Origin of the sequence: Pseudomonas sp. SWRI50, from assembly GCF_014269095.1 — a bacterium.
Taxonomy (GTDB): domain Bacteria; phylum Pseudomonadota; class Gammaproteobacteria; order Pseudomonadales; family Pseudomonadaceae; genus Aquipseudomonas; species Aquipseudomonas kermanshahensis.
In genome coordinates this window covers 13,224-37,925 of the sequence record NZ_JABWRW010000018.1, presented here as the reverse complement: position 1 = coordinate 37,925, position 24,702 = coordinate 13,224, and the positions used below count along the sequence as shown (strand labels likewise).

At 62.8% G+C, this 24,702-nt stretch carries 22 protein-coding genes and 1 tRNA gene; 13 read left to right on the top strand and 10 right to left on the bottom strand.

The window, feature by feature from the left end:
* The first annotated feature begins 44 nt into the window (after positions 1-44).
* From HU750_RS18660 to ychF, 8 genes are all read left to right on the top strand, one after another.
* Complete coding sequence (locus tag HU750_RS18660) at positions 45-1,766, top strand: tetratricopeptide repeat protein (protein ID WP_186681723.1); 1,722 nt, start codon at positions 45-47, stop codon at positions 1,764-1,766.
* Positions 1,767-1,770: 4 nt separating this feature from the next.
* Positions 1,771-2,388 (top strand): lipoprotein insertase outer membrane protein LolB, encoded by a 618-nt coding sequence (gene lolB, locus HU750_RS18655; RefSeq protein WP_027594477.1) that lies wholly within the window; start codon positions 1,771-1,773, stop codon positions 2,386-2,388.
* A 3-nt stretch (positions 2,389-2,391) separates the two neighbouring features.
* The gene (gene ispE / locus HU750_RS18650) at positions 2,392-3,252 is read left to right on the top strand and encodes a 4-(cytidine 5'-diphospho)-2-C-methyl-D-erythritol kinase (RefSeq protein ID WP_186681721.1); all 861 of its coding nucleotides are present in this window, start codon (positions 2,392-2,394) and stop codon (positions 3,250-3,252) included.
* A gap of 19 nt (positions 3,253-3,271) precedes the next feature.
* A tRNA-Gln gene (locus tag HU750_RS18645) sits at positions 3,272-3,346 on the top strand.
* A gap of 48 nt (positions 3,347-3,394) precedes the next feature.
* Positions 3,395-4,336, top strand: a complete 942-nt coding sequence (locus HU750_RS18640; RefSeq protein ID WP_003247410.1) for a ribose-phosphate pyrophosphokinase — start codon at positions 3,395-3,397, stop codon at positions 4,334-4,336.
* A 122-nt stretch (positions 4,337-4,458) separates the two neighbouring features.
* Positions 4,459-5,052, top strand: coding sequence for a 50S ribosomal protein L25/general stress protein Ctc (locus HU750_RS18635; protein ID WP_027594479.1), 594 nt, complete (start codon positions 4,459-4,461; stop codon positions 5,050-5,052).
* A 79-nt stretch (positions 5,053-5,131) separates the two neighbouring features.
* On the top strand, positions 5,132-5,716 hold the full coding sequence (gene pth / locus HU750_RS18630) for an aminoacyl-tRNA hydrolase (protein WP_008099045.1): 585 nt from the start codon (positions 5,132-5,134) through the stop codon (positions 5,714-5,716).
* A gap of 21 nt (positions 5,717-5,737) precedes the next feature.
* Positions 5,738-6,838 (top strand): redox-regulated ATPase YchF, encoded by a 1,101-nt coding sequence (gene ychF, locus HU750_RS18625; RefSeq protein WP_186681718.1) that lies wholly within the window; start codon positions 5,738-5,740, stop codon positions 6,836-6,838.
* A gap of 336 nt (positions 6,839-7,174) precedes the next feature.
* On the opposite strand, the gene HU750_RS18620 is transcribed toward ychF, so the two are convergent.
* Positions 7,175-7,750, bottom strand: coding sequence for a YjaZ family protein (locus tag HU750_RS18620; protein WP_186681716.1), 576 nt, complete (start codon positions 7,748-7,750; stop codon positions 7,175-7,177).
* A 214-nt stretch (positions 7,751-7,964) separates the two neighbouring features.
* Between HU750_RS18620 and HU750_RS18615 the strand changes: the two genes are divergently transcribed.
* On the top strand, positions 7,965-9,686 hold the full coding sequence (locus HU750_RS18615; protein WP_186681714.1) for a SulP family inorganic anion transporter: 1,722 nt from the start codon (positions 7,965-7,967) through the stop codon (positions 9,684-9,686).
* Here the strand turns inward: HU750_RS18615 and HU750_RS18610 are convergent.
* From HU750_RS18610 to HU750_RS18570, 9 genes are all read right to left on the bottom strand, one after another.
* Complete coding sequence (locus HU750_RS18610) at positions 9,683-10,699, bottom strand: DUF2955 domain-containing protein (protein WP_186681712.1); 1,017 nt, start codon at positions 10,697-10,699, stop codon at positions 9,683-9,685. The two genes, HU750_RS18615 and HU750_RS18610, sit on opposite strands and share 4 nt — an antisense overlap.
* A complete protein-coding gene (locus HU750_RS18605) occupies positions 10,689-11,786 on the bottom strand; it encodes an HlyD family secretion protein (protein WP_186681710.1) in 1,098 nt (365 codons plus the stop codon). Before HU750_RS18605 ends, HU750_RS18610 begins: the two co-directional genes overlap by 11 nt.
* On the bottom strand, positions 11,783-13,303 hold the full coding sequence (locus tag HU750_RS18600; protein WP_186681708.1) for an efflux transporter outer membrane subunit: 1,521 nt from the start codon (positions 13,301-13,303) through the stop codon (positions 11,783-11,785). The genes HU750_RS18605 and HU750_RS18600 overlap by 4 nt, the downstream gene beginning before the upstream one ends.
* Positions 13,304-13,316: 13 nt before the next feature.
* On the bottom strand, positions 13,317-14,414 hold the full coding sequence (locus tag HU750_RS18595; RefSeq protein ID WP_099452888.1) for an AI-2E family transporter: 1,098 nt from the start codon (positions 14,412-14,414) through the stop codon (positions 13,317-13,319).
* 40 nt (positions 14,415-14,454) lie between these two features.
* A complete protein-coding gene (locus HU750_RS18590; protein ID WP_186681705.1) occupies positions 14,455-15,651 on the bottom strand; it encodes a monovalent cation:proton antiporter-2 (CPA2) family protein in 1,197 nt (398 codons plus the stop codon).
* Positions 15,652-15,687: 36 nt separating this feature from the next.
* Positions 15,688-16,506, bottom strand: coding sequence for a polyphosphate kinase 2 (gene ppk2 / locus HU750_RS18585; protein WP_186681703.1), 819 nt, complete (start codon positions 16,504-16,506; stop codon positions 15,688-15,690).
* A 241-nt stretch (positions 16,507-16,747) separates the two neighbouring features.
* On the bottom strand, positions 16,748-17,368 hold the full coding sequence (gene ycaC, locus HU750_RS18580) for an isochorismate family cysteine hydrolase YcaC (protein WP_027594492.1): 621 nt from the start codon (positions 17,366-17,368) through the stop codon (positions 16,748-16,750).
* A 90-nt stretch (positions 17,369-17,458) separates the two neighbouring features.
* Positions 17,459-18,478: a transporter gene (locus HU750_RS18575; RefSeq protein ID WP_186681701.1), complete on the bottom strand. Its 1,020-nt coding sequence runs from the start codon at positions 18,476-18,478 to the stop codon at positions 17,459-17,461.
* Positions 18,479-18,613: 135 nt separating this feature from the next.
* Entirely contained in the window at positions 18,614-19,603 is a 990-nt protein-coding gene (locus tag HU750_RS18570) for a Fic family protein (RefSeq protein WP_186681699.1), read from the bottom strand.
* A gap of 231 nt (positions 19,604-19,834) precedes the next feature.
* Here HU750_RS18570 and HU750_RS18565 point away from each other — a divergent pair, with 231 nt between their 5' ends.
* The 4 genes from HU750_RS18565 to HU750_RS18550 all read left to right on the top strand — a co-directional run bounded on the left by HU750_RS18565 (position 19,835) and on the right by HU750_RS18550 (position 24,646).
* Positions 19,835-20,224, top strand: coding sequence for a YybH family protein (locus tag HU750_RS18565; protein WP_099452884.1), 390 nt, complete (start codon positions 19,835-19,837; stop codon positions 20,222-20,224).
* Between the two features lie 93 nt (positions 20,225-20,317).
* Positions 20,318-21,817: a purine-cytosine permease family protein gene (locus tag HU750_RS18560; RefSeq protein WP_186681697.1), complete on the top strand. Its 1,500-nt coding sequence runs from the start codon at positions 20,318-20,320 to the stop codon at positions 21,815-21,817.
* A gap of 13 nt (positions 21,818-21,830) precedes the next feature.
* Complete coding sequence (locus HU750_RS18555) at positions 21,831-23,261, top strand: aldehyde dehydrogenase family protein (RefSeq protein WP_186681694.1); 1,431 nt, start codon at positions 21,831-21,833, stop codon at positions 23,259-23,261.
* A 167-nt stretch (positions 23,262-23,428) separates the two neighbouring features.
* Positions 23,429-24,646, top strand: a complete 1,218-nt coding sequence (locus tag HU750_RS18550) for a DUF3422 domain-containing protein (protein ID WP_186681692.1) — start codon at positions 23,429-23,431, stop codon at positions 24,644-24,646.
* The last annotated feature ends 56 nt before the right edge of the window (positions 24,647-24,702 follow it).

Sequence of the window (24,702 nt, the reverse complement as noted above, 5' to 3'; positions counted from 1 at the left end):
TGTCATCATGCTCCGACCGCCGGTGAGTCCTTTTAAGCCTTTTTATGAACAGACCCTACGCACTGCTGCTTGCCTTCGCCCTGCTCCAGGGTTGCCAGAGCCTGGCCCCGCAAAAAGCCGAGCCTCCCGTTGCCGAGGCGGGCACAGGCGAGGCCGAAAAACCCGTGGTGTACGGTTCGTTCAAGCAAGACACCCTTTATAGCCTGCTGGTCGCGGAGCTGGCCGGCCAGCGCAACCGCTTCGACATCGCCCTGGCCAACTACACCGACCAGGCCGAAAAGACCCAGGACCCTGGCGTCTCCGAGCGTGCCTACCGTATCGCCGAATACCTCGGCGCCGACGAGCCGGCCTTGGACAACGCCCTGGTCTGGGCCCGCAACGACCCGGACAACCTCGACGCCCAACGCGCCGCCGCCATCCAGTTGGCCCGTGCCGGGCGCTACGACGATGCCATGGTGTACATGGAGAAAGTCCTGCAGGGCCAGGGCGATACCCATTTCGACTTCCTCGCCCTGTCCGCCGCCGAGACCGACCAGAGCACCCGCGACGGCTTGCTGCAGAGCTTCGAACGCCTGCTGGTCAAATACCCGGACAACGGCCAACTGGTGTTCGGCAAGGCGCTGCTGCTGAACCAGGACGGCAAGACCGAAGAAGCGCTTGAGCTGCTCGAGGCGCACCCGCCGCAAGACGGCGAGATCGCACCGGTCCTGCTGCGCGCCCGCCTGCTCCAGGCCCTGGACCGCGGCAAAGAGGCCCTGCCCTTGTTGCGCGGTGCGATCCGCGACAACCCGGATGACAAACGCCTGCGCCTGACCTACGCCCGTACCCTGGTCGAGCAGGACCGCATGGCCGATGCCAAAAGCGAGTTCATCAGCTTGGTCCAGCAGTACCCCGAGGACGACGAGCTGCGTTACTCCCTAGCCCTGGTATGCCTGGAAAACAAAGACTGGGATGAAGCCGAAGGCTACCTGCAGGAGCTGATCGAGCGTGACAGCAACGTCGATGCCGCCCACCTGAACCTGGGCCGCATCCGCGAAGAGCGCCACGACCCTGAAGCCGCCTTGCGCGAATACGCCTTGGTCGGCCCCGGCCCCGACTACCTGCCGGCGCAACTGCGCCAGGCCGACATCCTGATTGCCAACGGCCGCGGCAGCGAGGCCTCGCGCCTGCTCGCCGAAGCCCGCGAGGCGCAGCCGGACGTCGCTGTGCAGCTGTACCTGATCGAATCGGAGAGCTACAGCAACAACAACAAGGATGCCCAGGCCAACCAGGTGCTGCAGCAGGCCATCCAACGCTACCCGGACGACCTCAACCTGCTGTACACCCGCGCCATGCTGGCCGAAAAGCGCGACGACCTGCCGCAGATGGAAAAAGACCTGCGCGCCATCATCGCCCGCGAACCCGAAAACGCCATGGCGCTGAACGCCCTGGGTTACACCCTGGCCGACCGCACCACCCGCTACGCCGAAGCCAAGGCGCTGATCGACAAAGCCCACCAGCTGACGCCGGACGACCCGGCCGTGCTCGACAGCCTGGGCTGGGTCGCTTACCGCCAGGGCAAACTCGACGAAGCCGAAGGCTACCTGCGCCAGGCCCTGGCGCGCTTCCCCGACCATGAAGTGGCCGCTCACCTGGGCGAAGTCCTGTGGGCCAACGGCAAGCGCCGTGAAGCCCGCCAGGTCTGGGCCAAGGCCTTCGAAGCCCAACCCGACAGCCCTATTCTGCGCAAGACCGTACTGCGCCTGACCGGATCAGAGACCCTTTAACGCCATGTTCCTGCGCCATTTCATCACCTTCACCCTGATCGCCCTGCTCGCGGGCTGTGCTGGCTTCGGTAGCCGCGAAGCCCTGCAGGGCCAAGGCGACCCGCAGCAGTGGCGCCAGCACAAGGCGCAACTCAGCACCCTGGATGGCTGGCAGATCAACGGCAAGGTCGGCATCCGCGCCCCGCGCGATTCCGGCAGCGGCACGTTGTTCTGGCTGCAACGCCAGGACTATTACGACATCCGCCTGGCAGGCCCATTGGGCCGTGGCGCCGCCCGCCTGACCGGCCGCCCCGGTGGCGTGGTGCTGGAAGTGGCCAACCAGGGCCGCTACGAAGCGACCAGCCCCGAGGCCCTGCTGGAAGAACAACTGGGCTGGCAATTGCCGGTTTCGCACTTGGTCTGGTGGGTGCGTGGCCTGCCCGCGCCCGACAGCAAGAGCAAGCTGACCCTGGACGGCGACAGCCGCCTGGCCAGCCTCGATCAGGATGGCTGGCAGGTCCAGTACCTGAGCTATACCGAGCAGAATGGCTACTGGCTGCCCGAGCGCCTGAAACTGCACGGCAAGGACCTCGACGTGACCCTGGTGGTCAAGGATTGGCAGCCACGCCAGCTGGGGCACTGATCGATGAACACGCTCACCCTGCCGGCCCCGGCCAAGCTCAACCTGTGGCTGCACATCATCGGCCGCCGCCCTGACGGTTACCACGAGCTGGAAACCGTCTTCCAATTTCTCGACCACGCCGACGAATTGACCTTCGCCCTGCGTGAAGACGGTGTGATCCACCTGCACACCGACATCGAGGCGGTGCCCCACGACAGCAACCTGATCGTACGCGCCGCACGCAAACTGCAAGCGCAATCCGGCACAACGCTTGGCGCCGACATCTGGCTGACCAAGGTCTTGCCCATGGGCGGTGGTATCGGTGGCGGCAGCTCGGATGCCGCGACCACCCTGCTGGCGCTGGCGCACTTATGGCAACTGGGCTGGGATGAAGACCGTCTGGCGGCCTTGGGCCTGAGCCTGGGCGCCGACGTGCCGGTATTCGTTCGCGGCCACGCGGCATTCGCCCAGGGTGTCGGCGAACAACTGACCCCGGTCGACCCCGACGAACCCTGGTATGTCGTGCTGGTGCCGCAAGTGTCTGTCAGTACTGTAGAAATTTTTTCACATCCGCAGTTGACACGTGATTCCCTCCCCCTTAAGATGCGCCCCGTTCCCGAGGGAAACAGTCGAAATGACTGCCAACGGGTGGTTGAGCAGCGTTATCCAGAAGTTCGAAACGCATTGAATTCTCTGGGTAAATTCACCGAAGCTCGGCTAACCGGAACTGGAAGTTGTGTGTTTGGGGCCTTCCCAAGCAAAGCCGAAGCTGATAAAGTTCTGGCCCTTCTTTCAGCGACCCAAACAGGGTTTGTGGCGAAAGGAAGCAATATTTCGATGTTGCATCGCAAGCTACAAAGTCTGGTCAAGAAGTCGAGTGCATAGCGCTCGCAGCAACAGATACAGGGGCGTCGCCAAGCGGTAAGGCAGCAGGTTTTGATCCTGCCATGCGTTGGTTCGAATCCAGCCGCCCCTGCCATTTTCCTTATACTCATCCAGGTATACCCTCAGCCTTCAGGTACTGCGCGTGTCCAAGATGATGGTCTTTACGGGGAACGCTAACCCCGATCTGGCTCGGCGTGTCGTACGTCAGCTGCATATCCCTCTCGGTGACGTCTCTGTCGGTAAATTCTCCGACGGCGAGATCAGCACTGAGATCAATGAAAATGTCCGCGGTAAAGACGTCTTCATTATTCAGCCGACCTGTGCCCCGACCAACGATAACCTGATGGAACTGGTAGTGATGGCCGACGCCTTCCGCCGCTCCTCAGCATCCCGAATCACCGCCGTGATTCCTTACTTCGGATACGCCCGCCAGGACCGCCGTCCGCGTTCGGCACGTGTTGCTATCAGCGCCAAAGTTGTCGCTGACATGCTCACTGTCGTAGGTATCGACCGTGTACTCACCGTCGACCTGCACGCTGACCAGATCCAGGGTTTCTTCGATATTCCTGTCGACAACATTTACGGCTCGCCCGTATTGGTCGACGATATCGAAGACCAGCGTTTCGAGAACCTGATGATCGTCTCCCCGGACATCGGTGGTGTCGTGCGCGCACGCGCCGTCGCCAAGTCCCTGGGTGTCGACCTGGGTATCATCGATAAACGCCGCGAAAAGGCTAACCACTCCGAGGTTATGCACATCATCGGCGACGTCGAAGGGCGCACTTGCATCCTGGTAGACGACATGGTCGACACCGCCGGCACCCTGTGCCACGCGGCCAAAGCCCTGAAAGAACACGGCGCTGCCAAGGTTTACGCCTACTGCACGCACCCTGTCCTGTCGGGCCGCGCGATCGAGAACATCGAGAAGTCGGTACTGGACGAGCTGGTGGTGACCAACACCGTTCCGCTGTCCGCCGCTGCTCAAGCCTGTGACCGTATCCGCCAGTTGGATATCGCACCGGTTGTCGCTGAAGCGGTACGCCGCATCAGCAATGAAGAATCGATCAGTGCGATGTTCCGCTAAGCGGAACACGTGTTGATGTGAAGCGCCCCGCCCCAGCATGTGTTGGGGCGGGGCTTTTTTGCCCACCCCGTTTGGCGCTGGTCGCAAACGCCTGCGGGAGATGGCTATTTTGGAGAAGCAAAATGACTGATTTCATCCTGAACGCCCAAAAGCGTACTGACCTGGGGAAAGGTGCGAGCCGCCGCCTGCGTCACTCGCTGAGCATCCCTGCCGTTGTCTACGGTGGCGGTAAAGACGCCGAGTCCCTGACCATCGTGTCGAAGGAAATCGCCAAACTGTTCGAAAACGAAGCTGCCTACAGCCACGTGATCGAGCTGAACGTTGACGGCGTCAAGCAAAACGTCATCGTCAAGGCCATGCAGCGCCACCCAGCCAAGCAATTCATCATGCACGCTGACTTCGTTCGCGTCGTTGCTGGCCAGAAGCTGACCGCCAAGGTTCCGGTTCACTTCATCGGCGAAGAAGCCCCGATCAAGAAAGGCGGCGAGATCTCGCACGTTGTTTCCGAGATCGAAGTTTCTTGCGAAGCCAAAGACCTGCCTGAGTTCATCGAAGTTGACCTGGCCAACGCCGAAGTCGGCAGCATCATCCACCTGTCGGACCTGAAAGCTCCGAAAGGCGTAGAGTTCGTCGCTCTGGCCCACGGTGATGACAAAGCTGTTGCCAACGTTCACGCGCCACGCGTTGCTCCAGAAGCTGAAGGCGCTGCCGAGTAATCCACTCGCACGCCGGTGTTGATCGGGGTACAGTGCCACGCGCCCTGTAACCCACCAACTCCAAGGAAGAGCCCCTGACGTGACCGCCATCCAGTTGATCGTTGGCCTGGGTAACCCCGGCCCCGAATACGAACAGACCCGGCATAACGCAGGGGCTCTTTTCGTTGAACGCATTGCCAGCGCCCAGCGCGTCTCCTTGACCGCTGACCGCAAGTATTTCGGCCTGACGGCTAAATTCAGCCATCAGGGCAACGACGTTCGTCTGCTCATCCCCACCACCTACATGAACCGTAGCGGCCAGTCCGTGGCGGCCTTGGCCAATTTCTTCCGCATCAAGCCGGAAGCGATCCTGGTGGCGCATGACGAACTCGACCTGCCTCCAGGCGTCGCCAAGCTCAAACGCGGCGGCGGCCATGGTGGGCACAACGGCCTGCGCGACATCATCGCGCAGCTCGGCAACCAGAACGACTTCCACCGCCTGCGGCTTGGCATTGGCCACCCGGGCGACGCCAAACTGGTCTCCAACTTCGTCCTGGGCCGCGCGCCGCGCGCCGAGCAGGAGAAGCTCGATGCCAGCATCGATTTTGCCCTCGGCGTGCTGCCAGATGTCCTCGCTGGCGATTTCGCCAAGGCGATGCGCGAACTGCACAGCCAGAAGGCCTGATTTCCTAGAGAGGGAATACCCATGGGTTTCAATTGCGGCATCGTCGGCCTGCCCAACGTCGGCAAGTCCACCCTGTTCAACGCCCTGACCAAGTCTGGCATCGCGGCGGAGAACTTCCCTTTCTGCACCATCGAGCCGAACAGCGGCATCGTGCCGATGCCCGATGCGCGCCTGGCTGCACTGGCGGAAATCGTCAAGCCTAACCGCATCCTGCCGACCACCATGGAATTCGTCGACATCGCAGGCCTGGTGGCGGGCGCTTCGAAGGGTGAAGGCCTGGGCAACAAGTTCCTCGCCAACATCCGCGAGACCGATGCCATCGCCCACGTGGTGCGCTGCTTCGAAGACGAGAACGTGATTCACGTTTCCAACAGCGTCGACCCCAAGCGTGACATCGAGATCATCGACCTCGAGCTGATCTTCGCCGACCTCGACAGCTGCGAGAAGCAACTGCAGAAGGTTGCCCGCAACGCCAAGGGCGGCGACAAAGAAGCCCTGGCGCAAAAGGCCATCCTGGAAAAGCTGATCCCGCACTTCACCGAAGGCAAGCCAGCGCGCAGCTTGATGAAGCACATGGCTGACGACGAAAAGGCCGTCATCCGTGGCTTCCACCTGCTGACCAGCAAGCCGGTGATGTACATCGCCAACGTCGCTGAAGACGGCTTCGACAACAACCCGCACCTGGACGTAGTCCGTGCCATCGCCGAAGAAGAAGGCGCGGTCGTGGTGCCGGTCTGCAACAAGATCGAAGCCGAAATCGCCGAGCTGGACGACGGTGAAGAGAAAGACATGTTCCTCGAGGCCCTGGGCCTGGAAGAGCCTGGCCTGAACCGCGTGATCCGCGCTGGTTACGAGCTGCTGAACCTGCAGACCTACTTCACTGCCGGTGTGCAGGAAGTCCGCGCCTGGACCGTCCGCGTCGGCGCCACCGCGCCACAGGCCGCCGGTGTTATCCACACCGACTTCGAAAAAGGCTTCATCCGCGCCGAAGTGGTAGCGTATGAAGACTTCATCCAGTTCAAGGGTGAAAGCGGCGCCAAGGAAGCCGGTAAATGGCGCCTGGAAGGTAAAGACTACATCGTCAAAGACGGTGACGTGATGCACTTCCGCTTCAACGTCTGATGGGAGCCGTGGGATTCCACGGTACTTGAAAGACTTCAAAACCCCCGTGATCGCTAAGCGACACGGGGGTTTTGTACTTAAGGGTATGAGCCTTCCCTGCTTGCAAGGTTATGGGTTATCACGTGATGAAAAAAGCCTTGATCCTATTCCACTGTTAGTGGACTATAGGCCTGCGTTTATACGTAAACCAAAGGGTGGTTACAGGGATCTTCGGATCGCACCCCGTTGCTGGGAAACCAGCTCGCCGAGCGCGACGTGAGAACGACCTGCCCCGTCGAAGCATGCATCGACGGCTGAGAATCCCTCCTCGAGAGGGATTCGCCGTTTCTGGGCCCTTCATTTCTTCCTAGGGTAGCGATTGCGGACCTCTTTGGGGAACTGGCCGTTCGGTTTTTTCAGGGTATCGACCGCGATCTTGAAAATGCTGAAACCTTTTTTCCTGATCGGAATACCCGGCGAACCTTCACCCAACCTTGCAAAGTAGGCGCTGGTGACGTGTATCCGCAGTACCCTGTTTTCGCGAAAGATGGCCATGCAGATCTTGAACGGTTCCACCTCGCCGCTGGCGTTATTCATGACGTCTATTGTGAAAAAGCTCTCTCCCTGAGTCAGGAACACCGTCGCGCTGGCCAGTTTTTCGAGCATTCCCCGGAGGCACTTGGACGTTTCATAGCGCTCTATGCAGATGAATCGGCTTTCACGACCATCAGCGTACTTCAGTGGAATGTTCCGCTCAGTATCGTCTTTGGTGAAGCAATGAAGGCCGTAGGTGACTACGAAGCGGATTGGATCCTTGCCATCTTGTTTTTGCAAGAAGACTTCGTGACAGTCCAGGTGATTAAGGTCATAGGACGTTCCAGCATGTTCAAACGATTCCCAGCGCTGGATAGCGTCGACGTGAAATTTTGCCAAGCTCACTCCCCGAGCGCGCGTTAATCGCCCGACTTTACACGAGGATGGGGAGTTGTCAGGCAACCTGAAGCGCAAGCATGGCTTCATTTGTAACGCGAGGTGAGTGCTTCTAGCAGCCGAGGTTACGTCGCGGCTTGAGCAACGCCGCCATCCACGCTCTAAGCTGACTCCAACGGGACCTCATGCAGTACATGCCCCCCCTGGAGCCTGCACCATGCCCGAAACACCCCCTCCCCCACGCTTCGACTGGCAACGCTGGCTGCCCGGCGTGGTCACCCTGCTTCACTATCAGCGTGCCTGGCTGCCCAGGGACATCGCTGCCGGGCTGGTACTCACCAGCATGCTGGTGCCCGTGGGCATCGCCTACGCCGAAGCCTCGGGCGTACCCGGCATCTACGGCCTCTACGCCACCATCATTCCGCTGCTGGCCTATGCCCTGTTCGGCCCCAGCCGCATCCTGGTATTGGGCCCAGATTCGGCACTGGCCGCGCCCATCCTGGCGGTGGTGGTGCAGTACGCCGCCAGCGACCCGCAGCGGGCCATCACCATCGCCAGCATGATGGCCTTGGTCGCGGGAGTGTTCTGCATGGTCGCCGGTCTGCTGCGCCTGGGCTTCATCACCGAATTGCTGTCCAAGCCGATCCGCTATGGCTACATGAACGGCATCGCCTTGACCGTGCTGATCAGCCAACTGCCCAAACTGTTTGGCTTATCCATCGACAGCCAAGGCCCGCTGCGTGACATCTGGGGCCTGACCCAGGCCCTGCTTGCAGGCCATGGCCACTGGCCCAGCTTCGTCATCGGCGCCGGTAGCCTGGCGCTGATCCTGCTGCTCAAACCGTTCAAGCGCTTGCCCGGCATTCTGATCGCTGTGGTGCTGGCAACACTGGCGGTGAGCCTGCTCGACCTCGACCAGAGCGGCGTCAAAGTCCTCGGCCAGTTACCCCAGGGCCTGCCGGACCTGGTCTTCCCCTGGTTGAGCGATATCGACCTGGTGGAAGTGCTGCTCGGCGGCATCGCAGTGGCGCTGGTGTCATTCGCCGACACCAGCGTACTGTCACGCTCCTACGCGGCCCGCCTGAAGATGCCGGTCAACCCGAACCAGGAAATGTTTGGCCTGGGGGTGGCCAACCTGGCCAGCGGGCTATTCCAGGGCATCCCGATCAGCAGCAGTTCGTCACGCACCCCTGTCGCTGAAGCTGCTGGGGCCAAGACCCAGCTCACCGGCATCATCGGGGCGCTGGCCGTGACCGTTCTGCTGCTGGTGGCGCCCAACCTGATGCATTACCTGCCCAACAGTGCCCTCGCCGCCGTGGTGATCGCCGCCGCACTGGGGCTGTTCGAATTCGCCGACCTCAAACGCATCTTCCACATGCAGCAATGGGAGTTCTGGCTGTCGTTTACCTGTTTTGTCGGGGTGGCAGTGTTTGGTGCCATTCCGGGTATCGGCATTGCCGTGGCAATTTCAGTCATCGAATTTCTCTGGGATGGCTGGAGGCCGCATTTTGCAGTGCTCGGCCGGGTGGATGGCACCCGCGGCTACCATGATGTGCAGCGCTACCCGCAAGCCCGGCGCATCCCCGGCCTGGTGCTGCTGCGGTGGGATGCGCCGCTGTTTTTTGCCAATGCCGAGCAGTTCCAGAGCACCGTACTGGCGGCTGTGGAACAGTCCCCTACCGCCGTGCAACGGTTGGTGATCGCCGCGGAGCCTGTGACCAGCATCGACGTGACCTCTGCAGACATGCTCGCTGAACTGGACCGGGCGCTGGAGGCGCGCGGCGTGGAGTTGCAGTTCGCCGAAATGAAAGACCCGGTGAAAGACAAGATGAAGCGCTTTGAGTTGTTCCAGCACATGGGGGAAAAGGCCTTCCACCCCACCGTCGGCGCTGCGGTGGATGCCTACCTGGAGGACACCGGGGTCGACTGGCAGCCCTAATGCACCCACTGCCGTGCCCTGCGCCGGTCGATCCAGATCAGCAGGGCACTGGCATACACCGACACCGCCAAGAACAGCGCCATGCGCACGGCGAACGCGCGGTAAACATCCTGCCCCGTCGCGCTGTCCTGCACCGACTGCCCCAGCAGTATCAACATCGTAGTCAGGCAACTGACCCAATAGGCCGGGCTATGCCGCGTCGCCACCGCGCGGTACAGCCGCCGGGCCTGCCAAAGCGAAAACAGCAGCACCCACAGGAAAAACATCCACAGGTGCACGAACAGGCTCAATGCCCCCCACAGCAGGATCGCCAGCAGCCCGGCCAGCAAGGTCGAGCCAATCAGTTCTCGGCTGGCATTGCGGGCATGGGTCTCGCTGGCCTGCTGACCGAGGCTCACCGACTTCATGATCAGCGGCATGAACGCATCCGGTGCGATCAGCGCCAGCAAAAAGGCAGGCATGACGATCAGCGTGGCGCGCAGTGCGACCCAGCTGGCCCGTTCAGCGGCGAGCGGCGGCGGTGACGGTTGCACAGGTGCGTCAGCCGGTTCGGGGAACATCACATGCGCCAGCGCCGTGCCCAAGGTTGCCAGGAGCATGCCTTTGGACAAGGCCTCGACCACCGACAGCGCCAAGGTGAAATCGCTGGTGCCGGCTGCGGCGATCATGGTCAGGCCGATAACCAGCAAGTTGGCCAACAGGCCGTTGCCGCCCTTCAGGGCATAACGCAGCACCAGAAACACGCCAACGCCGACCAGCAGCACACCACTTACCGGCGCATGGCGCAACAAGGGAATCAGCAACAGGCCACTGCCACAACTCAGCAGTACCAGCACGGCCAACGCCGGTGCCGCGCGCAACGGCAGGGGCTGGCTACGCATGGCCAACAACAGCACCGCGAACACCGGCGCCAAAATCGGCACCGGCAGGCCAAAACCGAAGCTGACCGCCAGGCACAGCGCCACGCCCCAGGCCAGGCGAAGCGCACGCTGGCGCCGCAGCTCAATAGGCATACGAGAGCCAGCTCATCAGCCACATGAACACACGGCCAAGCACGTTCAGCGGGTTGCCCTCGCTGGGCAGCGCCATCACCTCGGCTTGGCCCCCCACCCGCAAGCCGGACTTGTCTTCCAGCTGGTCCCGGTCAAGCTCGACAATCACCGGAAAGCGTTGGGCCGAGCGCAGCCATTCACGGCTGTTCTGCACGCTCGGCAGCGTGCCCGGCGGGTTGCTCTGGCCCACGCTGATGCCATAACCGATGCTGCGTATGCGCCCCTTCAGCACCGTCCCAGGCAGCGCATCGAGCACCACCAGCACCGGTGTGCCGGGGCGCAGGCGGCCGAGGTTGTTCTCGGTCAGGTCGGCGCTGATCCACACGTCATGGATCGCGATCAGGGTCATCATCGGGCTGCCGGCGCCCACGTAGTGGCCCACGTCGGTGCGCAGGTCGGTGATCAACCCGTTGGTATCGGCGCGCACCACCGTTCGCTCCAGGTCCAGGCGGGCCTTTTGCACATTCGCCGCCGCGCTGCGCACCTGCGCGTTATCCGCTTGCGCCCCACCCTGCTGCTCACGTGCCCGCACCACTTCGGCACGGGCTGCTGCGACTTGGCTGATGGCCTGGTCGCGCGTGGCCTGCGCGCCTTCCAGGCGGCGCTGCGACACCGTGCCGGGGTCTTCCTCGATCAGCCGCTTCAGCCGCTCGGCGTCTTGCCGGGCCTTGCGCTCGTTGGCCTGGGCTGCCATCAACGCCGCCTGGGCCGAGTCGATGCCGGCAGTGTGGGCGCCGATCTGCCGGCCCACCGTGTCGAAGTCGGCTTCGGCGCGAGCCAGGGCAATGCGGTATTGCTCCTGGTCCAGTTCGAACAGCACTTCGCCCTTGCGCACTTCCTGGTTGTTACCCACGGCCACGCGCTTGACCTGGCCGGCCACCTCGGCGCTCACCGGCACCACGTAGGCTTGCAGGCGAGCCTGCTGGGTGTACGGTGTAAAACGGTCGGCCAGCAGGTACCAGAGCAGGCTCACGGCAATCAGCAACAATACCCAGCGCAGGCCACGGTCGGGCGCTTGCGCAGGCGGTGTTTGTGGGGTGTCAGTCATTTTTGCTCACCTGGTGGCTGTGCGCTGGGGGCAGGCTCATCCAGCAAGTCTCCCCAATCGGTGCGTTGCTGCATCTGGCGACGGGTGGCCGGGTCGATCGGCGCACGGCCTGGGTCCCAACCGCCGCCCAGGGCCTTGTACAAGGTCACCAGGCTGCTGACGGCATTGCCGCGGCTGACCAGGTAGCCATCCTGTTGTTGCAGCAGCAACTGTTGGGCGTCGAGCACCCGCTGGAAATCAGCGAACCCTTCGCGGTACTGCGACATGGCCAGGCTCAACGAGCGCTGCGCGGCTTGCGAGGCTTGATCGCGAATGCCTGCACTTTGCAGCGAGCGCACCAGGCCACTGGCGGCATCGTCAGCCTCACGGGCGGCTTCGCGCACACGTTGCTGATACAGCTCGATCAATTGCTGCAAGCGCGCATCTTCGACACGCACGGCGTTCTTGCGCCGGCCGTAGTCGAACGGGTTCCAGATCAGGCTTGGGCCGGCCGCGAGGTCGAGCGTGTTGGGCAGGTGACTGGCCGAGACGAACGTCCAACCGAGGCTGCCCAACAGGCTCAGCTGTGGATAAAGGTCAGCTTCGGCCACCCCGACCAGTGCCGATTGCGCCGCCACGGCCTGTTCGGCAGCGCGGATGTCTGGGCGCCGCTGCAAGAGGCGAGCAGGCACGTCCTGCAGCAGTGCGCGGTCCGGCAGTGGCAACTGGCCGTATTGCGACTGCAGCTCCGGCAGTGGGCCGGGGGGGCGCCCGAGCAGGGAGCAGAGCACGTTGCGCAGGGCGTTGAGCTGGTTCTCGAACTCGGGGATGGTCGCCTGGGTCGCCAAGTACTGCGTGCGGGCCTGCTGCCAATCGAGTTCGTCATGCTCGCCATGGCGGAACAACCGCTCGGTGATCTCCAGGCTGCGTGCCTGGCGCTTGGCGTTTTCTTCGGCAATGGCAAGGCGCGCCTCGGCGGTACGCAATGCAAAGTAGGTGTCAGCTACCTGCGCACGCAATAACAACATGGCATCGGCGTAGTTGGCCTGGGAGGCGAAATACAGGGCATCGGCAGACTCGATGGCACGGCTGAAGCGCCCCCAGAAGTCAATTTCCCAGGCGATGTCGAACCCTGCGCTGGACTGCCAGAACACCGAATCGCGGGCAGTGTCGGTGCCGGACTGGTCTTGCTTGAGGTAGAGGCTTTGCGCCCGCACCTGCTGCAACTGCGGGTAACGCCCAGTCTGCACGATGGCCAGCTGTGCACGTGCCTCGGCGATGCGCAGGCCGGCCACGCGCAGGTTGCTGTTGTGGGCGTCGGCTTCGGCAATCAGCGCATCCAGTGCGGGGTCGGCGAACACCTGCCACCACTGGCGAAAGTCCACCGTTGCATCACGCCGCCCGGCCTGCTCCAGCAAGCGTGTGCTCCACGGGTCCAGCCAGGCCGTTTGCGGGGGTTGAAAGTCTGGCCCGACCTGGGTGCAGCCTGACAGCAAGGCAACCAGGCCCAAGGCGCGACGCCAGGTAGGTCCAGGCATGCCAGGCCCCGGCTCAGGCCGACGGTTCGACAGGGTTTTCGGGTACCTGCAGCGCGACCCATTGCCAGAACAACACATAGGTCACGCCAAGAATCACCGGGCCGATGAACAGGCCGATAATGCCTTTGACCACCATGCCGCCCAGTGCGCCGATCAGCACGACAGGCATCGGCACATCGACCCCGCGCCCCAGCAGCAGGGGCTTGAGCACATTGTCAGCGAGGCCGGCGACGAAGGTGTAGACGGCAAACACGATGGTCGCCAGGGTGAAGCCCTCGGCATGGAACACGTAGGCGATCACCGGTAGCGTGATCAGCGTGGCCGGCGCCTGGGCAATACCCAGCATGAGGATGGCAATCGCCAACATTCCCGCCCCCGGCACGCCCTTGATAACAAAGCCAACGCCGATCAGCAGCATCTGGATGAAGGCGATGCCGATTACGCCCTGGGCGACGGCGCGAATGGTGGCGGTGCACAGCTTGGCAATCGACCTGCCGCGCTGCTCGCCGGATACGCGCATGGCAATGCGCTGCGCCGCCAGCTCGCCACGCGCGCCGAAGGCCATGATCACCCCCGAGATGATGATCGCCGCGATGAACATCAAAAACGCCCCCCCGGCACTGGCCGCGGCCCCCAGCAGCACTCGCCCGGCGTCCTTGAGCTGCGGCATCATGCTGTTGAGCACCCCGCTCAGGCTCTCGGATGCTGCCAGCCACAAGGCATACAGGCGCGGCCCGATCAACGGCCAGGAAGCCACCGATTCGGGGGGTGTCGGTACGCTCCAGGCGCCGCTCTTGAGCAGCGTCAGCATGCTGTCCACCGACTCGGTGATCGACACCACCACCAGATAGATCGGCACCAGCAACACCACCAGTACCAGCAGCACCACTACTGTCGCCGCATAGCCATCCTTGAGCCCCCAGCGCCGCGTGATGCGGCAGTGCAGCGGGTACAGCGTGACGGCCAGGATCACCGCCCACAGCATCAGCTCGAGGAACGGCTGGAACACCTGGAAGGAGAAGATCACCAGGGCAGCCACCAAGCCTGCCTTGATCAAGACATCGAGCAAGCCCTGCGACAGGGCGCTGTCCAGCTTGAAACTCGGCTGCATGCTTCACCTCCGAACAGTCAGTACGCCGTCTTGGCGCGAGTCAGTGATCGGTTTCAGGCGTGGGGCGGGTGGCGTCGGGGTCGCGCAACTGTCGGCTCAGGGCCATCATCACCAACGGCACCACCGCCATCGACAGGGTGATGGCCAGCACCAACAGGTCATGCACCTGCTGCTCGAGCACCTGGTGCTCAAGCGCCAGCTTGAACACCACGAACGCAAACTCACCGCCAGATGCCAACACCACGCCCAGGCACAACGCCTGGGGTCGGTTCAGCCCTCCGGCCGTACGGCCCAAAGCCACCAACAGCGGTAGCTTGACGCCCACCAGCAGCAACGTAAGCCCCAGCACCGCCAAGGGCATGCCGAACAGCAGGCGCAAATCGGCGCTCATGCCCACGCCGACGAAAAACAGCCCCAGCAACAGGCCTTTGAGGGGTTCGATCTGGGTTTCGAGCTCGTGACGGAACGGCGACTCGGCCATCAATACGCCAGCGAGAAACGCACCAAGCGCCATCGAGATGCCGACATGCTCCATCACCCAAGCGGTGCCCAGTACTACCAGCAACGCGGTAGCGGTGGACAGCTCCGGCAACCCGGAGCCGACCGTCCATTTGAATACGGGGGTCATCAGGTACCGGCCCCCAATAATGATCACGCCGATGCCGACCGCCACGCCCACCAGCGGCCACGTCCCTTCATCAGCGCGGCTGACATCACCGCCCAGCAAGGGCACCACGGCAATCAGGGGGATGGCGGCAATGTCCTGGAACAGCAGAATCGCGACCGCCAGGCGCCCGTGAGGCTTGCCCAGGTCCTTGCGCTCGGCCAGCACCTGCAAGCCAAACGCCGTGGACGACAGGGCCAGCCCCAGCCCCAGCACGACGGCCGCCGCCTTCGATTGGCCGAACAGCCAATAGGCGAGCAGGCCAAGCACCGCAGCGGTCAGCCCGACCTGCAACGAGCCAACGCCGAAAAGCGCCCGGCGCATGGTCCACAGGCGGCGTGGCGAAAGCTCGAGGCCAATGACGAACAGCAGCATCACCACGCCCATCTCTGACAGGCGTGCGACGTTATCCGGGTTACCCAGCAAACCCAGCACCGAAGGGCCGATGAGGATGCCGGCCAGCAGATACCCCGGCACGGCCCCCAGTTTCAAACGCTGCGCCAGCGGCACCAGCAGTACCACGGCCAAGAGGAACACCACCGTTGCCTGGAGCAAGCTGCCGTCATGTGGCATAGGTCTACACCCTGTAGGCTCCCCGCGGGGATGGGGTCAGTAACGCGCTTCGACAACCTTGAACGGGTAGTTCACCGCCTTGTACTTGCCGACCTTGCCGCGCTTGGGCAATTTCACGACCTGGTCGCGGGTGATGTCCTTGTAGGGAATGCGGCCGAGCAGGTGGCTGATGATGTTCAGCCGTGCGCGCCGCTTGTCGTTGGAGTGGGCCATGAACCATGGCGCCCAGGAGGAATCCGACGCGGCGAACATGTCATCGCGGGCTTTGGTGTAGTCATCCCAGCGGGTATACGACTTCAGGTCCATCGGCGACAGCTTCCACAGCTTGCGGCCGTCATTGATGCGGTCCTGCAGGCGGCGGGTCTGCTCTTCGGCGCTGACCTCCAGCCAGTACTTGATGAGGATGATCCCCGACTCAACCATCATCTTCTCGAACAACGGCACCACAGTGAGAAACTTGTTGGCCTGTTCATCGCTGCAAAACCCCATCACCCGCTCGACACCGGCGCGGTTGTACCAACTGCGGTCGAAGATCACCACCTCGCCTGCAGCAGGCAAATGGCCCAGGTAGCGTTGCACGTACATCTGGGTTTTTTCCCGCTCGGTCGGCGCTGGCAGCGCCACCACACGGAACACCCGAGGGCTGACCCGCTCGGTGAGGGCCTTGATGGTCCCGCCCTTGCCCGCACCATCGCGGCCTTCAAAGACGATGCACACCTTCAGGCCCTTGGCCACGACCCATTCCTGCAGCTTCACCAACTCGACGTGAAGGTGCTTGAGCGCCTTCTCGTAGGCCTTGCCGCCCAATTTTTCGGGCTGTGCCTGAGGGTCCTTCTTCTTGGCTGACTTCGACATGGCTCGCTCCCGCTGGCGAATGAAGACTCAGTATGGTCGATCCATAGCGGTTTGCCGCTTCGCTTATTACGCCCGCGCCGAGCCTTACTGGTGAATGGTTTGCTCGGTCTTTGTGTGTGTAGGAGCAGCCTTGCGCTGCGAAGAGGCCGGTGACTGCCTGAAAGATTCTCTGTGCTACACCGGCCTCTTCGCAGCGCAAGGCTGCTCCTACACAGAACCGCCCCGCGTGCGAGGCAGGGCGCTACTTGGCCAGCTTGTCGTAACTGGTCATCAGGTTGCGGTAATCGGGAAGGTGGTTGGAGAACAGCGTCCCCAGCCCTTCGACGTCATTACGCCAGTCGCGGTGCAGCTCGCAGGCCACGCCGAACCAGGTCATCAGTTGTGCCCCGGCAGCCTCCATACGCCGCCAGGCCGAATCGCGGGTCAATTCGTTGAAGGTGCCAGAGGCGTCGGTGACGACGAACACCTCAAAGCCCTCCTCCAGTGCCGACAGTGCCGGGAACGCGACACAGACCTCAGTCACTACACCGGCGATCAACAGTTGCTTCTTGCCCGTGGCCTTGACGGCCTTGACGAAGTCTTCGTTGTCCCAGGCGTTGATGTTGCCGGGGCGAGCGATGTAGGGGGCATCGGGGAACTGCGCCTTGAGCTCGGGGACCAACGGGCCGTTGGGGCCGGTTTCGAAGCTGGTGGTGAGGATGGTCGGCAGCTTGAAGTACTGGGCCAGGTCTGCCAGGGCCAGGACGTTGTTCTTGAAGCGGTCCGGGTCGATGTCACGCACCAGCGAAAGCAAACCCGCCTGGTGATCGACCAGCAGGACTGCGGCGTTGTTCTTGTCCAGACGCTTGTATTGGAAGGCCATGGTGAAGCTCCTTGCATCAGCAGATGGGGAGTATCAGCGTAGGCAAGGATCAGAGATGGCGGGGACCGCCAGTCGGGGCGCATGCCGCCGTCAGTATTCACGCCGCTTGCGAAACGCCCAACGCCCCACCAGCACGGTGAAGGTCGCCACCAGTGCCACCAGCACCCAGAAGCCATGTGGGTCGTCCGACAGCGGCACGCCACCGACATTCATGCCGAAAAAGCCGGCGATGATGTTGATGGGCAGCGCCAGCACGGTCACCACCGTCAGGGTGAACAGGGTGCGGTTGGTCTGCTCGTTGAGCTTGGCGGCGATCTCTTCCTGCAGCAACTTGATCCGCTCACCCAGGGCGGTGAGGTCGCTGATCACCAGGGTGAACTCTTCGGTCGCCGCGCGCAGCTGGCGCATGTCCTGTTCCTGCAGCCAGTCCGGTGGGCGGTTGAGCAGGCGCAGCAGGGCCCCAGGCTCGAGCGCCAGCAGGCGCTGCAAACGCACCAGTACCCGACGCATGCTGCTGAGTTCGGCGCGGTTGTCACTCAGGCGCTGGGACAGCAACTGGTCTTCGATGCGATCGACGCTGGTGGTGGTTTCGCGCACGATCTGGGTCAACACATCCCCCTGGTCGCGCAGCAGATGCACCAGCAGTTCGATGGACGAATGGAAGCGCTCGCCACGCTTGACCGACGAGCGCAGCTTGTCCACCGAATGCAACGGCTGCAAACGCGCGCTCACCAGCAGCTGGCTGCTGGCGCAGGCCCACAGCGTGGAAATGTCCGACGACACCAGGCCGAAGTTGAACACCACATCGTTGACCACCGCCAACAGCGCCGAATCGGCATGTTCGATACGGGTCGACCGGGACCCCTCGCGCAAGGTTTCGAAAAACGCATCGGGCAGCGTCAGGTGGGCGCGCAGCCAGCGCTCGCAAGCGGCATGGGCCAGGTTCAGGTGCAGCCATAAAAATTCGTCGGGCTCAGGCGGTTCGCCGAGCTTGCGCAGCAACTGCGCCGAATCGATCTCGCGACCGGGCTGGCCTGGGCGGAAGGCAAAAGCATAAAGCAGGCCGAACAGGTCATGGTCCTGTTGCGGATGCAGCGCGGGATGACCCATTCGAACTCGCAATGAGGCATTGAGGTTGATGGCAGAAAGGGTGCGGGATGTACGTTGCAGTTCGATGACAGCGGGTTTGGCGTATGCCGGTCATTTGGGGATAGCCCCGCCAGTTGGCCCATACAAGCGGATCGTTTACTTGGCGACTCGACGATATTGCTGTCTAGGACTGCGAGCAGAATGAGGATCAGTCATTTCGATCAAACCCATAGCAATTGCTGGTTTAAGGTAATTCTTGCTGAATGTGGGACGGTGCGAGAGCCCAAGGCGATCCATCAATTCATTGGCCTTCAATGAAATCCCAATGGGCAGAACATTGAGCAGTCTCGCTACTTGATCGGTTACTTGATCGCCTACTTGATCGCTACCCACTGCTTCGCTGAGGGCTTGAAGCAGTGCTTGGAGCATATACTCGACAAACGGGGTTGCTTCACCAGACTGATCGGCTGCGGCAAGCGCCAAATAGTAGGCTTCTTGCTGCTCACGGATTACCGTTTCTACCGGAAGGTATGCCAGGACTGGTCGCCAACGACTAAGCAACAGCGTCTGCCAGAGCCGTCCCATTCGCCCATTTCCATCAGCAAACGGGTGGATGAACTCAAACTCGTAGTGAAATACACAGCTGATGATCAGGGGGTGCCAATCGTTTTTTACGAGCCAGTGCAATAGGCCCTGCACGAGCGTCGCGACCCGACTGGCTGGGGGCGCCATGTGCAGTAAGCGTACCCCGCGATAGATCCCTACGCCCCCCTTGCGAAAATGGCCAGCGTCATCAATCAGCCCTTGCATCAGCATACCGTGTGCAGCGAGGAGATCGTCTTGAGAGCCGGGGCGCCAGTTCGCCATTGCATCATAGGTAACGAATGCATTTCGGACTTCCTGGATTTCACGTGGCAACCCCAATACCCGCTTGCCATCCAGCAATGCAGTTACCTGCTCCACGCTCAACGTATTGTTCTCTATTGCAAGTGATGCCTGGATAGTCCGAATACGGTTGCCCCGGCGCAGTTGCGGCGTCAGCCCGCTGTCCGGGTGAGCAGCCAACAACCCCACAAGCTCACTGATCTCGGCAACCAATGCCAAAATACGAGGTGTTACCGTGAGCGGTGGTTCGTACTTACTCATTGCCTACAGTCCAAGGAGGTAAGGGGCTTCGTCAGTTTTACGTTCTACACGCCAATGGCTACTGCTCAACACGACTCCTTCCACCTTAATCCACGGGCAATACGAGGGTAAAGCCAGCCAAACATCACTTCACACTTTCCTGAACTGATTATTTGCCCCCAGCGATTTTTCCCCCCGCCAAGCGCCACCAGAATCGCTCACCACAATCACAAAAAGCGTGAGGCCACTCCCGTGGACCAGACACTCCAGGTACGGCAAGCCGCCGCCGACCTCGTCGATGCCTTTGCCAGCAACGACACCGCCCGCTACTTCGCCTGCTTCAGCGAAGACGCCACCTTTCTCTTCCACACCTTGGCGCAGCCGCTGTTGTCGCGTGGCGCTTATGAAGCCGTGTGGGCCCAGTGGCAGGCCGACGGTTTTGCCGTGCTGGCGTGTGAGTCGGGCAATGCGCAAGTGAGCCTGCAAGGTGACGTGGCGATCTTCATGCACGATGTGGCCACACACATCCGCATCGCCGGTGAAGAGCACCAGCTGGCCGAGCGTGAAACCATCGTGTTTCGCCGCCAGGGCGAGCGCTGGTTGGCCTGCCATGAACACCTGTCGGTCGTCACCACCGCCTGATCCTCTTTTACGCGGCCTTGCCGCTCTGCCATCGCACCCACAATAAGGCCCGCGCACTGCGCCGGGCGACAACAACCGCGCTGGAGTATCACCATGAGCCACTCGACCGGTATCGAGACCAACGGCGTCGAACAGATTCCCGACGACCAACGCCACGCCTCCCCGCTTGACCTGTTCCGCCTGATTTTCGGCGGTGCCAACACCTTTGCCACGGCCGTGCTGGGCAGCTTCCCGGTGCTGTTCGGGTTGTCGTTCCAGGCCGGGGTCTGGGCGATTGTGCTCGGGGTCGGCATCGGTGCCATCATCCTCGCCCCCATGGGCCTGTTCGGTGCGCTCAACGGCACCAACAACGCGGTGTCGTCGGGCGCGCACTTCGGCGTGCACGGGCGCATCGTCGGCTCGTTCCTGTCGCTGCTCACCGCCGTGGCGTTCTTCTCGCTGTCGGTGTGGAGCTCGGGCGATGCCTTGGTGGGTGGCGCCAAACGCCTGGCCGGCCTACCAGAAACCGACCTCACCCTGGGCCTGGCCTATGGCCTGTTCGCGGTGTTGGTCCTGGTGGTGTGCATCTTCGGCTTCCGCTTCATGCTGTGGGTCAACAAGATTGCCGTGTGGGCGTCGAGCTTGCTGTTCTTGCTGGGCATCGCGGCCTTCGCCGGGCCGTTCGATGCGGGCTATGCCGGCAGCGTCAACCTTGGCCAAGCGGGTTTCTGGGCAGCCTTCGTCGGTGCGGCGATCCTGGCCATGAGCAACCCGGTGTCGTTCGGTGCGTTCCTGGGCGACTGGTCGCGCTACATTCCGCGGACCACGCCCAAGTCGCGCATCATGCTGGCGGTGATCGGCGCCCAGGTCGCGACCTTGATCCCGTTCCTGTTCGGCCTGTGTACCGCCACCTTGGTCGCCAGCCAGGCGCCTGACTATATCGCGGCCAACAACTATGTCGGCGGCCTGCTGGCGATCTCGCCGAGCTGGTTCTTCCTGCCGGTGTGCCTGATTGCGGTGATCGGCGGCATGTCCACCGGTACCACCGCGCTGTACGGCACGGGCCTGGACATGTCCAGCGTGTTCCCGCGCTTGCTCAGCCGCGCCGCCGCCACCTTGCTGATCGGCGTGCTGGCGATCGGCTTCATCTTCATCGGCCGCTTCACCTTCAACCTGGTGCAGAGCGTGTCGACCTTCGCCGTGCTGATCATCACCTGCACCAGCCCATGGATGGTGATCATGATCCTCGGCCTGATCACCCGTCGCGGCTTCTACCATGCCGATGACCTGCAGGTGTTCACCCGTGGCCAGCGCGGCGGCCACTACTGGTTCACGCACGGCTGGAACTGGCGCGGCATGGGGGCGTGGATCCCCAGCGCGGCAGTCGGCCTGTGCTTCGTCAACCTGCCGGGTCAGTTCGTTGGCCCGCTGGGCGACCTGGCCGGCGGCATCGACCTGAGCCTGCCGGTAACCCTGGGGCTGGCGGGGGTACTGTACCTCGCTCTGCTCAACCTGTTCCCTGAACCTGCTGGCGTATATGGGCCCAATGGCCCGCGCTGGGTGCGCTGCAAAAGCACCTCGCATGCGCCGGTAATCACTGCCGAAATGGCCTGACTGGAATTTGCCCATGACCACTTCTCACTACATCGCCGGCCGCTGGGTCGAAGGCCAAGGCAGCGACTGCATCAGCGTCAATGACCCTGCCCTGGGCCAGCCCTTCGCCGAATTGATGGCCGCCAGCGCTGCCCAGGTCGACCAAGCCGTGGTCGCCGCGCGCGAAGCCCTGCCGGCCTGGAAGCAGACCAGCGCCAGCGAACGTGCAGCGTACCTGCGCGGTTTCGCCGAGCAACTCGGGCAGCGCCGTGAAGCGTTGATCACCCTGCAGATGCGCAACAACGGCAAGCCGCGCCCCGAGGCCGAAGTCGACCTGGACGACGCGATTGCCACCTTCAACTACTACGCCGACCTGGCGGAGCAGTTGCCGCAAAAGAACCGCGACGTGCCCCTGGCCGCGCCCGGCTTCACCGCCCGCACCCGCCTGGAACCGGTCGGCGTGGTCGGCCTGATCGTGCCGTGGAACTTCCCGCTGGTGACCAGCGCCTGGAAGCTCGCCCCCGCCTTGGCCGCAGGCTGCACCGTGGTGCTCAAGCCTTCGGAAATCACCCCGCTGATCGAGCAGGCGTACGGCCAGATCGCCGAGGCCCTCGGCCTGCCCGCCGGCGTGCTGAACATCGTCAACGGCAAGGCCGAAACCGGCGCGGCGCTGAGCAACCACGCAGGCCTGGACAAGCTGTCGTTCACCGGCAGCAACAGTGTTGGCAGCCAGGTGATGCGCAGCGCTTCTGCCCAATGCCGGCCCGTGACGCTGGAGCTAGGCGGCAAGTCGGCGATCGTGGTGTTCGATGATTGCGATGTCGACCAGGCCGTGGAATGGATTGTCGCTGGCATCAGCTGGAACGCCGGGCAGATGTGCTCGGCCACCTCACGCCTGCTGGTGCAGGACGGCATCGCCGATGCGCTGCTGCCGCGCTTGCAGGCGGCACTCGAGAACCTGCGGGTGGGCAACCCGTTGAGCGAAGAAGTGGACATGGGCCCGCTGACCAGCCAGGCGCAATGGCTAAAGGTTGCCAGCTACTTCGCCACCGCACGCGAAGAGGGCCTGCAATGCCTGGCCGGCGGCAAAGCGCTGGACCGTGACGGCTGGTTCGTCAGCCCCACGCTGTATGTGGACGTCCCTGCCCACAGCCGCCTGTGGACCGAAGAGATCTTCGGCCCGGTGCTGTGTGCACGGCGCTTCACCACTGAAGCGCAGGCGATCGCCGAAGCCAACGACAGCCGCTTCGGCCTGGTGGCCACGGTCTGCTCTGCCGACCTGGAACGCGCCGAACGCGTTGCCGATGCGCTGGAGGTTGGCCACGTGTGGATCAACTCGGTGCAGGCAGTATTCGTCGAGACCTCGTGGGGCGGAACCAAAGGCAGCGGCATCGGGCGCGAGCTCGGGCCCTGGGGGTTGTCGGGGTACCTCTCGGTGAAGCATGTGACGCGCTGCCTGGGTTAACCCCAGCGGCTGGTCAAGAAGCCCCTTGCTGACGGATGTCACAAGGGGCTTTTGCTTTGCGCTTGATTCCGTTTCACAAAGGCCCTCATGGCCACGTGACTTTTCAGTCATCGCGCAAAGTCCCACTTCCTGGTACCCCCACAATCACAACACCAGGCCGGACCACCATGCACCCTCAACGCACCGCCTTGCACAACGAACTGCACGCTCGCCCGTCGCTGTATTTCGACGGCCCGGCCCATGTCTTCCACCTCGCCTTGCTCGGCGGCGATGCAGCGTGTGCGGCGCTGCTGCAACGCTGCTGCCCAGAGGCGCAGCACATCAACGCAGCGCAGGGCATTACCCGGCTGGACGGCCACCCGTTCAAATGGGAACGGCACACCGAGTTCTTCACCCTGACCCTGGTGGTGCCCTGCTCCACCGCCAACACCGAGTGGCAAGCCCTGCCACAGGTGCTAGCCGAAGCCATCGCCCCGCAAACGGCGCAGGTGATCAATGCGGTGCAGGTGCTGGTCCGCGACGAACAGGACCTCGACCTGAGCCACTATGGCTTCAAAGACCCCTGCGGCTCCTGTGTGGGCGGTGGCGATGCGTCGGTGTGGAGCGATTTTCGCCTGACCGAGGACGGTACCAACCGCTTCCTGTTCATCAATCGCCGCCTCAATGCCTACCGCCAGGGCCGCATGATCCGGCGCCTGCTGGAGATCGAAACCTACCGCATGATGGCCTCGCTGACCCTGACCACGGCCAAGGCCCTGAGCCAAGAGCTGGACGCCTTCGACAAGACCCTGGTGAGCCTGTCCGAACGCAGCGCCGGCGGCGATGGCCACGACTCCAAGGGGCTGCTCGACGCCATCGCCCTGCTCTCGCGCCAGGTGGTCAGCCACACGGTGAAGACCCGCCACCGCTTCGGCGCTACCCAGGCGTATGCGCAACTGGTGTTCGAGCGGTTGGCTGAACTGCGCGAGAGCCACGTGGGCGATTGCCAGCGGTTGGGCGTGTTCATCGAACGCCGGTTCAAGCCTACGGTGCGTTACTGCGCAGCCACCGAGCAACGGCTGGAGCAGTTGGCGAAGAATGTCGCCAACCTGGGGGACCTGCTGCAGGCCCGGGTGCAGGTGGAGATGGAAGAGCAGAACGCAGAGATCCTGCGCAGCCTCAATGCCCGGGCCGACGCCCAGGTGAAGATTCAGCGGGCGGTGGAGGGGCTGTCGATCATCGCCATCACCTATTACCTGTTGAACCTGTTCAAGCTGCTGTATGGCGGGCTGAATGTGCTGGGGGTGGGGCTGACGGCGCGGGATGGGTTGTTGGCGATGGCGCCGCCAGTGCTGTTAGTGCTGCTGGTGATCCTGGTGAGGATCAGGCAGGCCAAGCAGCATTGAAGCCCTGTGGGCTGCCTTGCAGCCCAATCGCCGGCAAGCCCGCGCCTACAGGCCCA

Coding starts and splice junctions, on each gene's coding strand:
- HU750_RS18660 (WP_186681723.1), top strand. CDS start 45: ATGAACAGACCCTACGCACTGCTGCTTGCCTTCGCCCTGCTCCAGGGT.
- lolB (WP_027594477.1), top strand. CDS start 1,771: ATGTTCCTGCGCCATTTCATCACCTTCACCCTGATCGCCCTGCTCGCG.
- ispE (WP_186681721.1), top strand. CDS start 2,392: ATGAACACGCTCACCCTGCCGGCCCCGGCCAAGCTCAACCTGTGGCTG.
- HU750_RS18635 (WP_027594479.1), top strand. CDS start 4,459: ATGACTGATTTCATCCTGAACGCCCAAAAGCGTACTGACCTGGGGAAA.
- ychF (WP_186681718.1), top strand. CDS start 5,738: ATGGGTTTCAATTGCGGCATCGTCGGCCTGCCCAACGTCGGCAAGTCC.
- HU750_RS18615 (WP_186681714.1), top strand. CDS start 7,965: ATGCCCGAAACACCCCCTCCCCCACGCTTCGACTGGCAACGCTGGCTG.
- HU750_RS18610 (WP_186681712.1), bottom strand. CDS start 10,699: ATGCCTATTGAGCTGCGGCGCCAGCGTGCGCTTCGCCTGGCCTGGGGC.
- HU750_RS18605 (WP_186681710.1), bottom strand. CDS start 11,786: ATGACTGACACCCCACAAACACCGCCTGCGCAAGCGCCCGACCGTGGC.
- HU750_RS18600 (WP_186681708.1), bottom strand. CDS start 13,303: ATGCCTGGACCTACCTGGCGTCGCGCCTTGGGCCTGGTTGCCTTGCTG.
- HU750_RS18595 (WP_099452888.1), bottom strand. CDS start 14,414: ATGCAGCCGAGTTTCAAGCTGGACAGCGCCCTGTCGCAGGGCTTGCTC.
- HU750_RS18590 (WP_186681705.1), bottom strand. CDS start 15,651: ATGCCACATGACGGCAGCTTGCTCCAGGCAACGGTGGTGTTCCTCTTG.
- ppk2 (WP_186681703.1), bottom strand. CDS start 16,506: ATGTCGAAGTCAGCCAAGAAGAAGGACCCTCAGGCACAGCCCGAAAAA.
- ycaC (WP_027594492.1), bottom strand. CDS start 17,368: ATGGCCTTCCAATACAAGCGTCTGGACAAGAACAACGCCGCAGTCCTG.
- HU750_RS18575 (WP_186681701.1), bottom strand. CDS start 18,478: ATGGGTCATCCCGCGCTGCATCCGCAACAGGACCATGACCTGTTCGGC.
- HU750_RS18570 (WP_186681699.1), bottom strand. CDS start 19,603: ATGAGTAAGTACGAACCACCGCTCACGGTAACACCTCGTATTTTGGCA.
- HU750_RS18560 (WP_186681697.1), top strand. CDS start 20,318: ATGAGCCACTCGACCGGTATCGAGACCAACGGCGTCGAACAGATTCCC.
- HU750_RS18555 (WP_186681694.1), top strand. CDS start 21,831: ATGACCACTTCTCACTACATCGCCGGCCGCTGGGTCGAAGGCCAAGGC.
- HU750_RS18550 (WP_186681692.1), top strand. CDS start 23,429: ATGCACCCTCAACGCACCGCCTTGCACAACGAACTGCACGCTCGCCCG.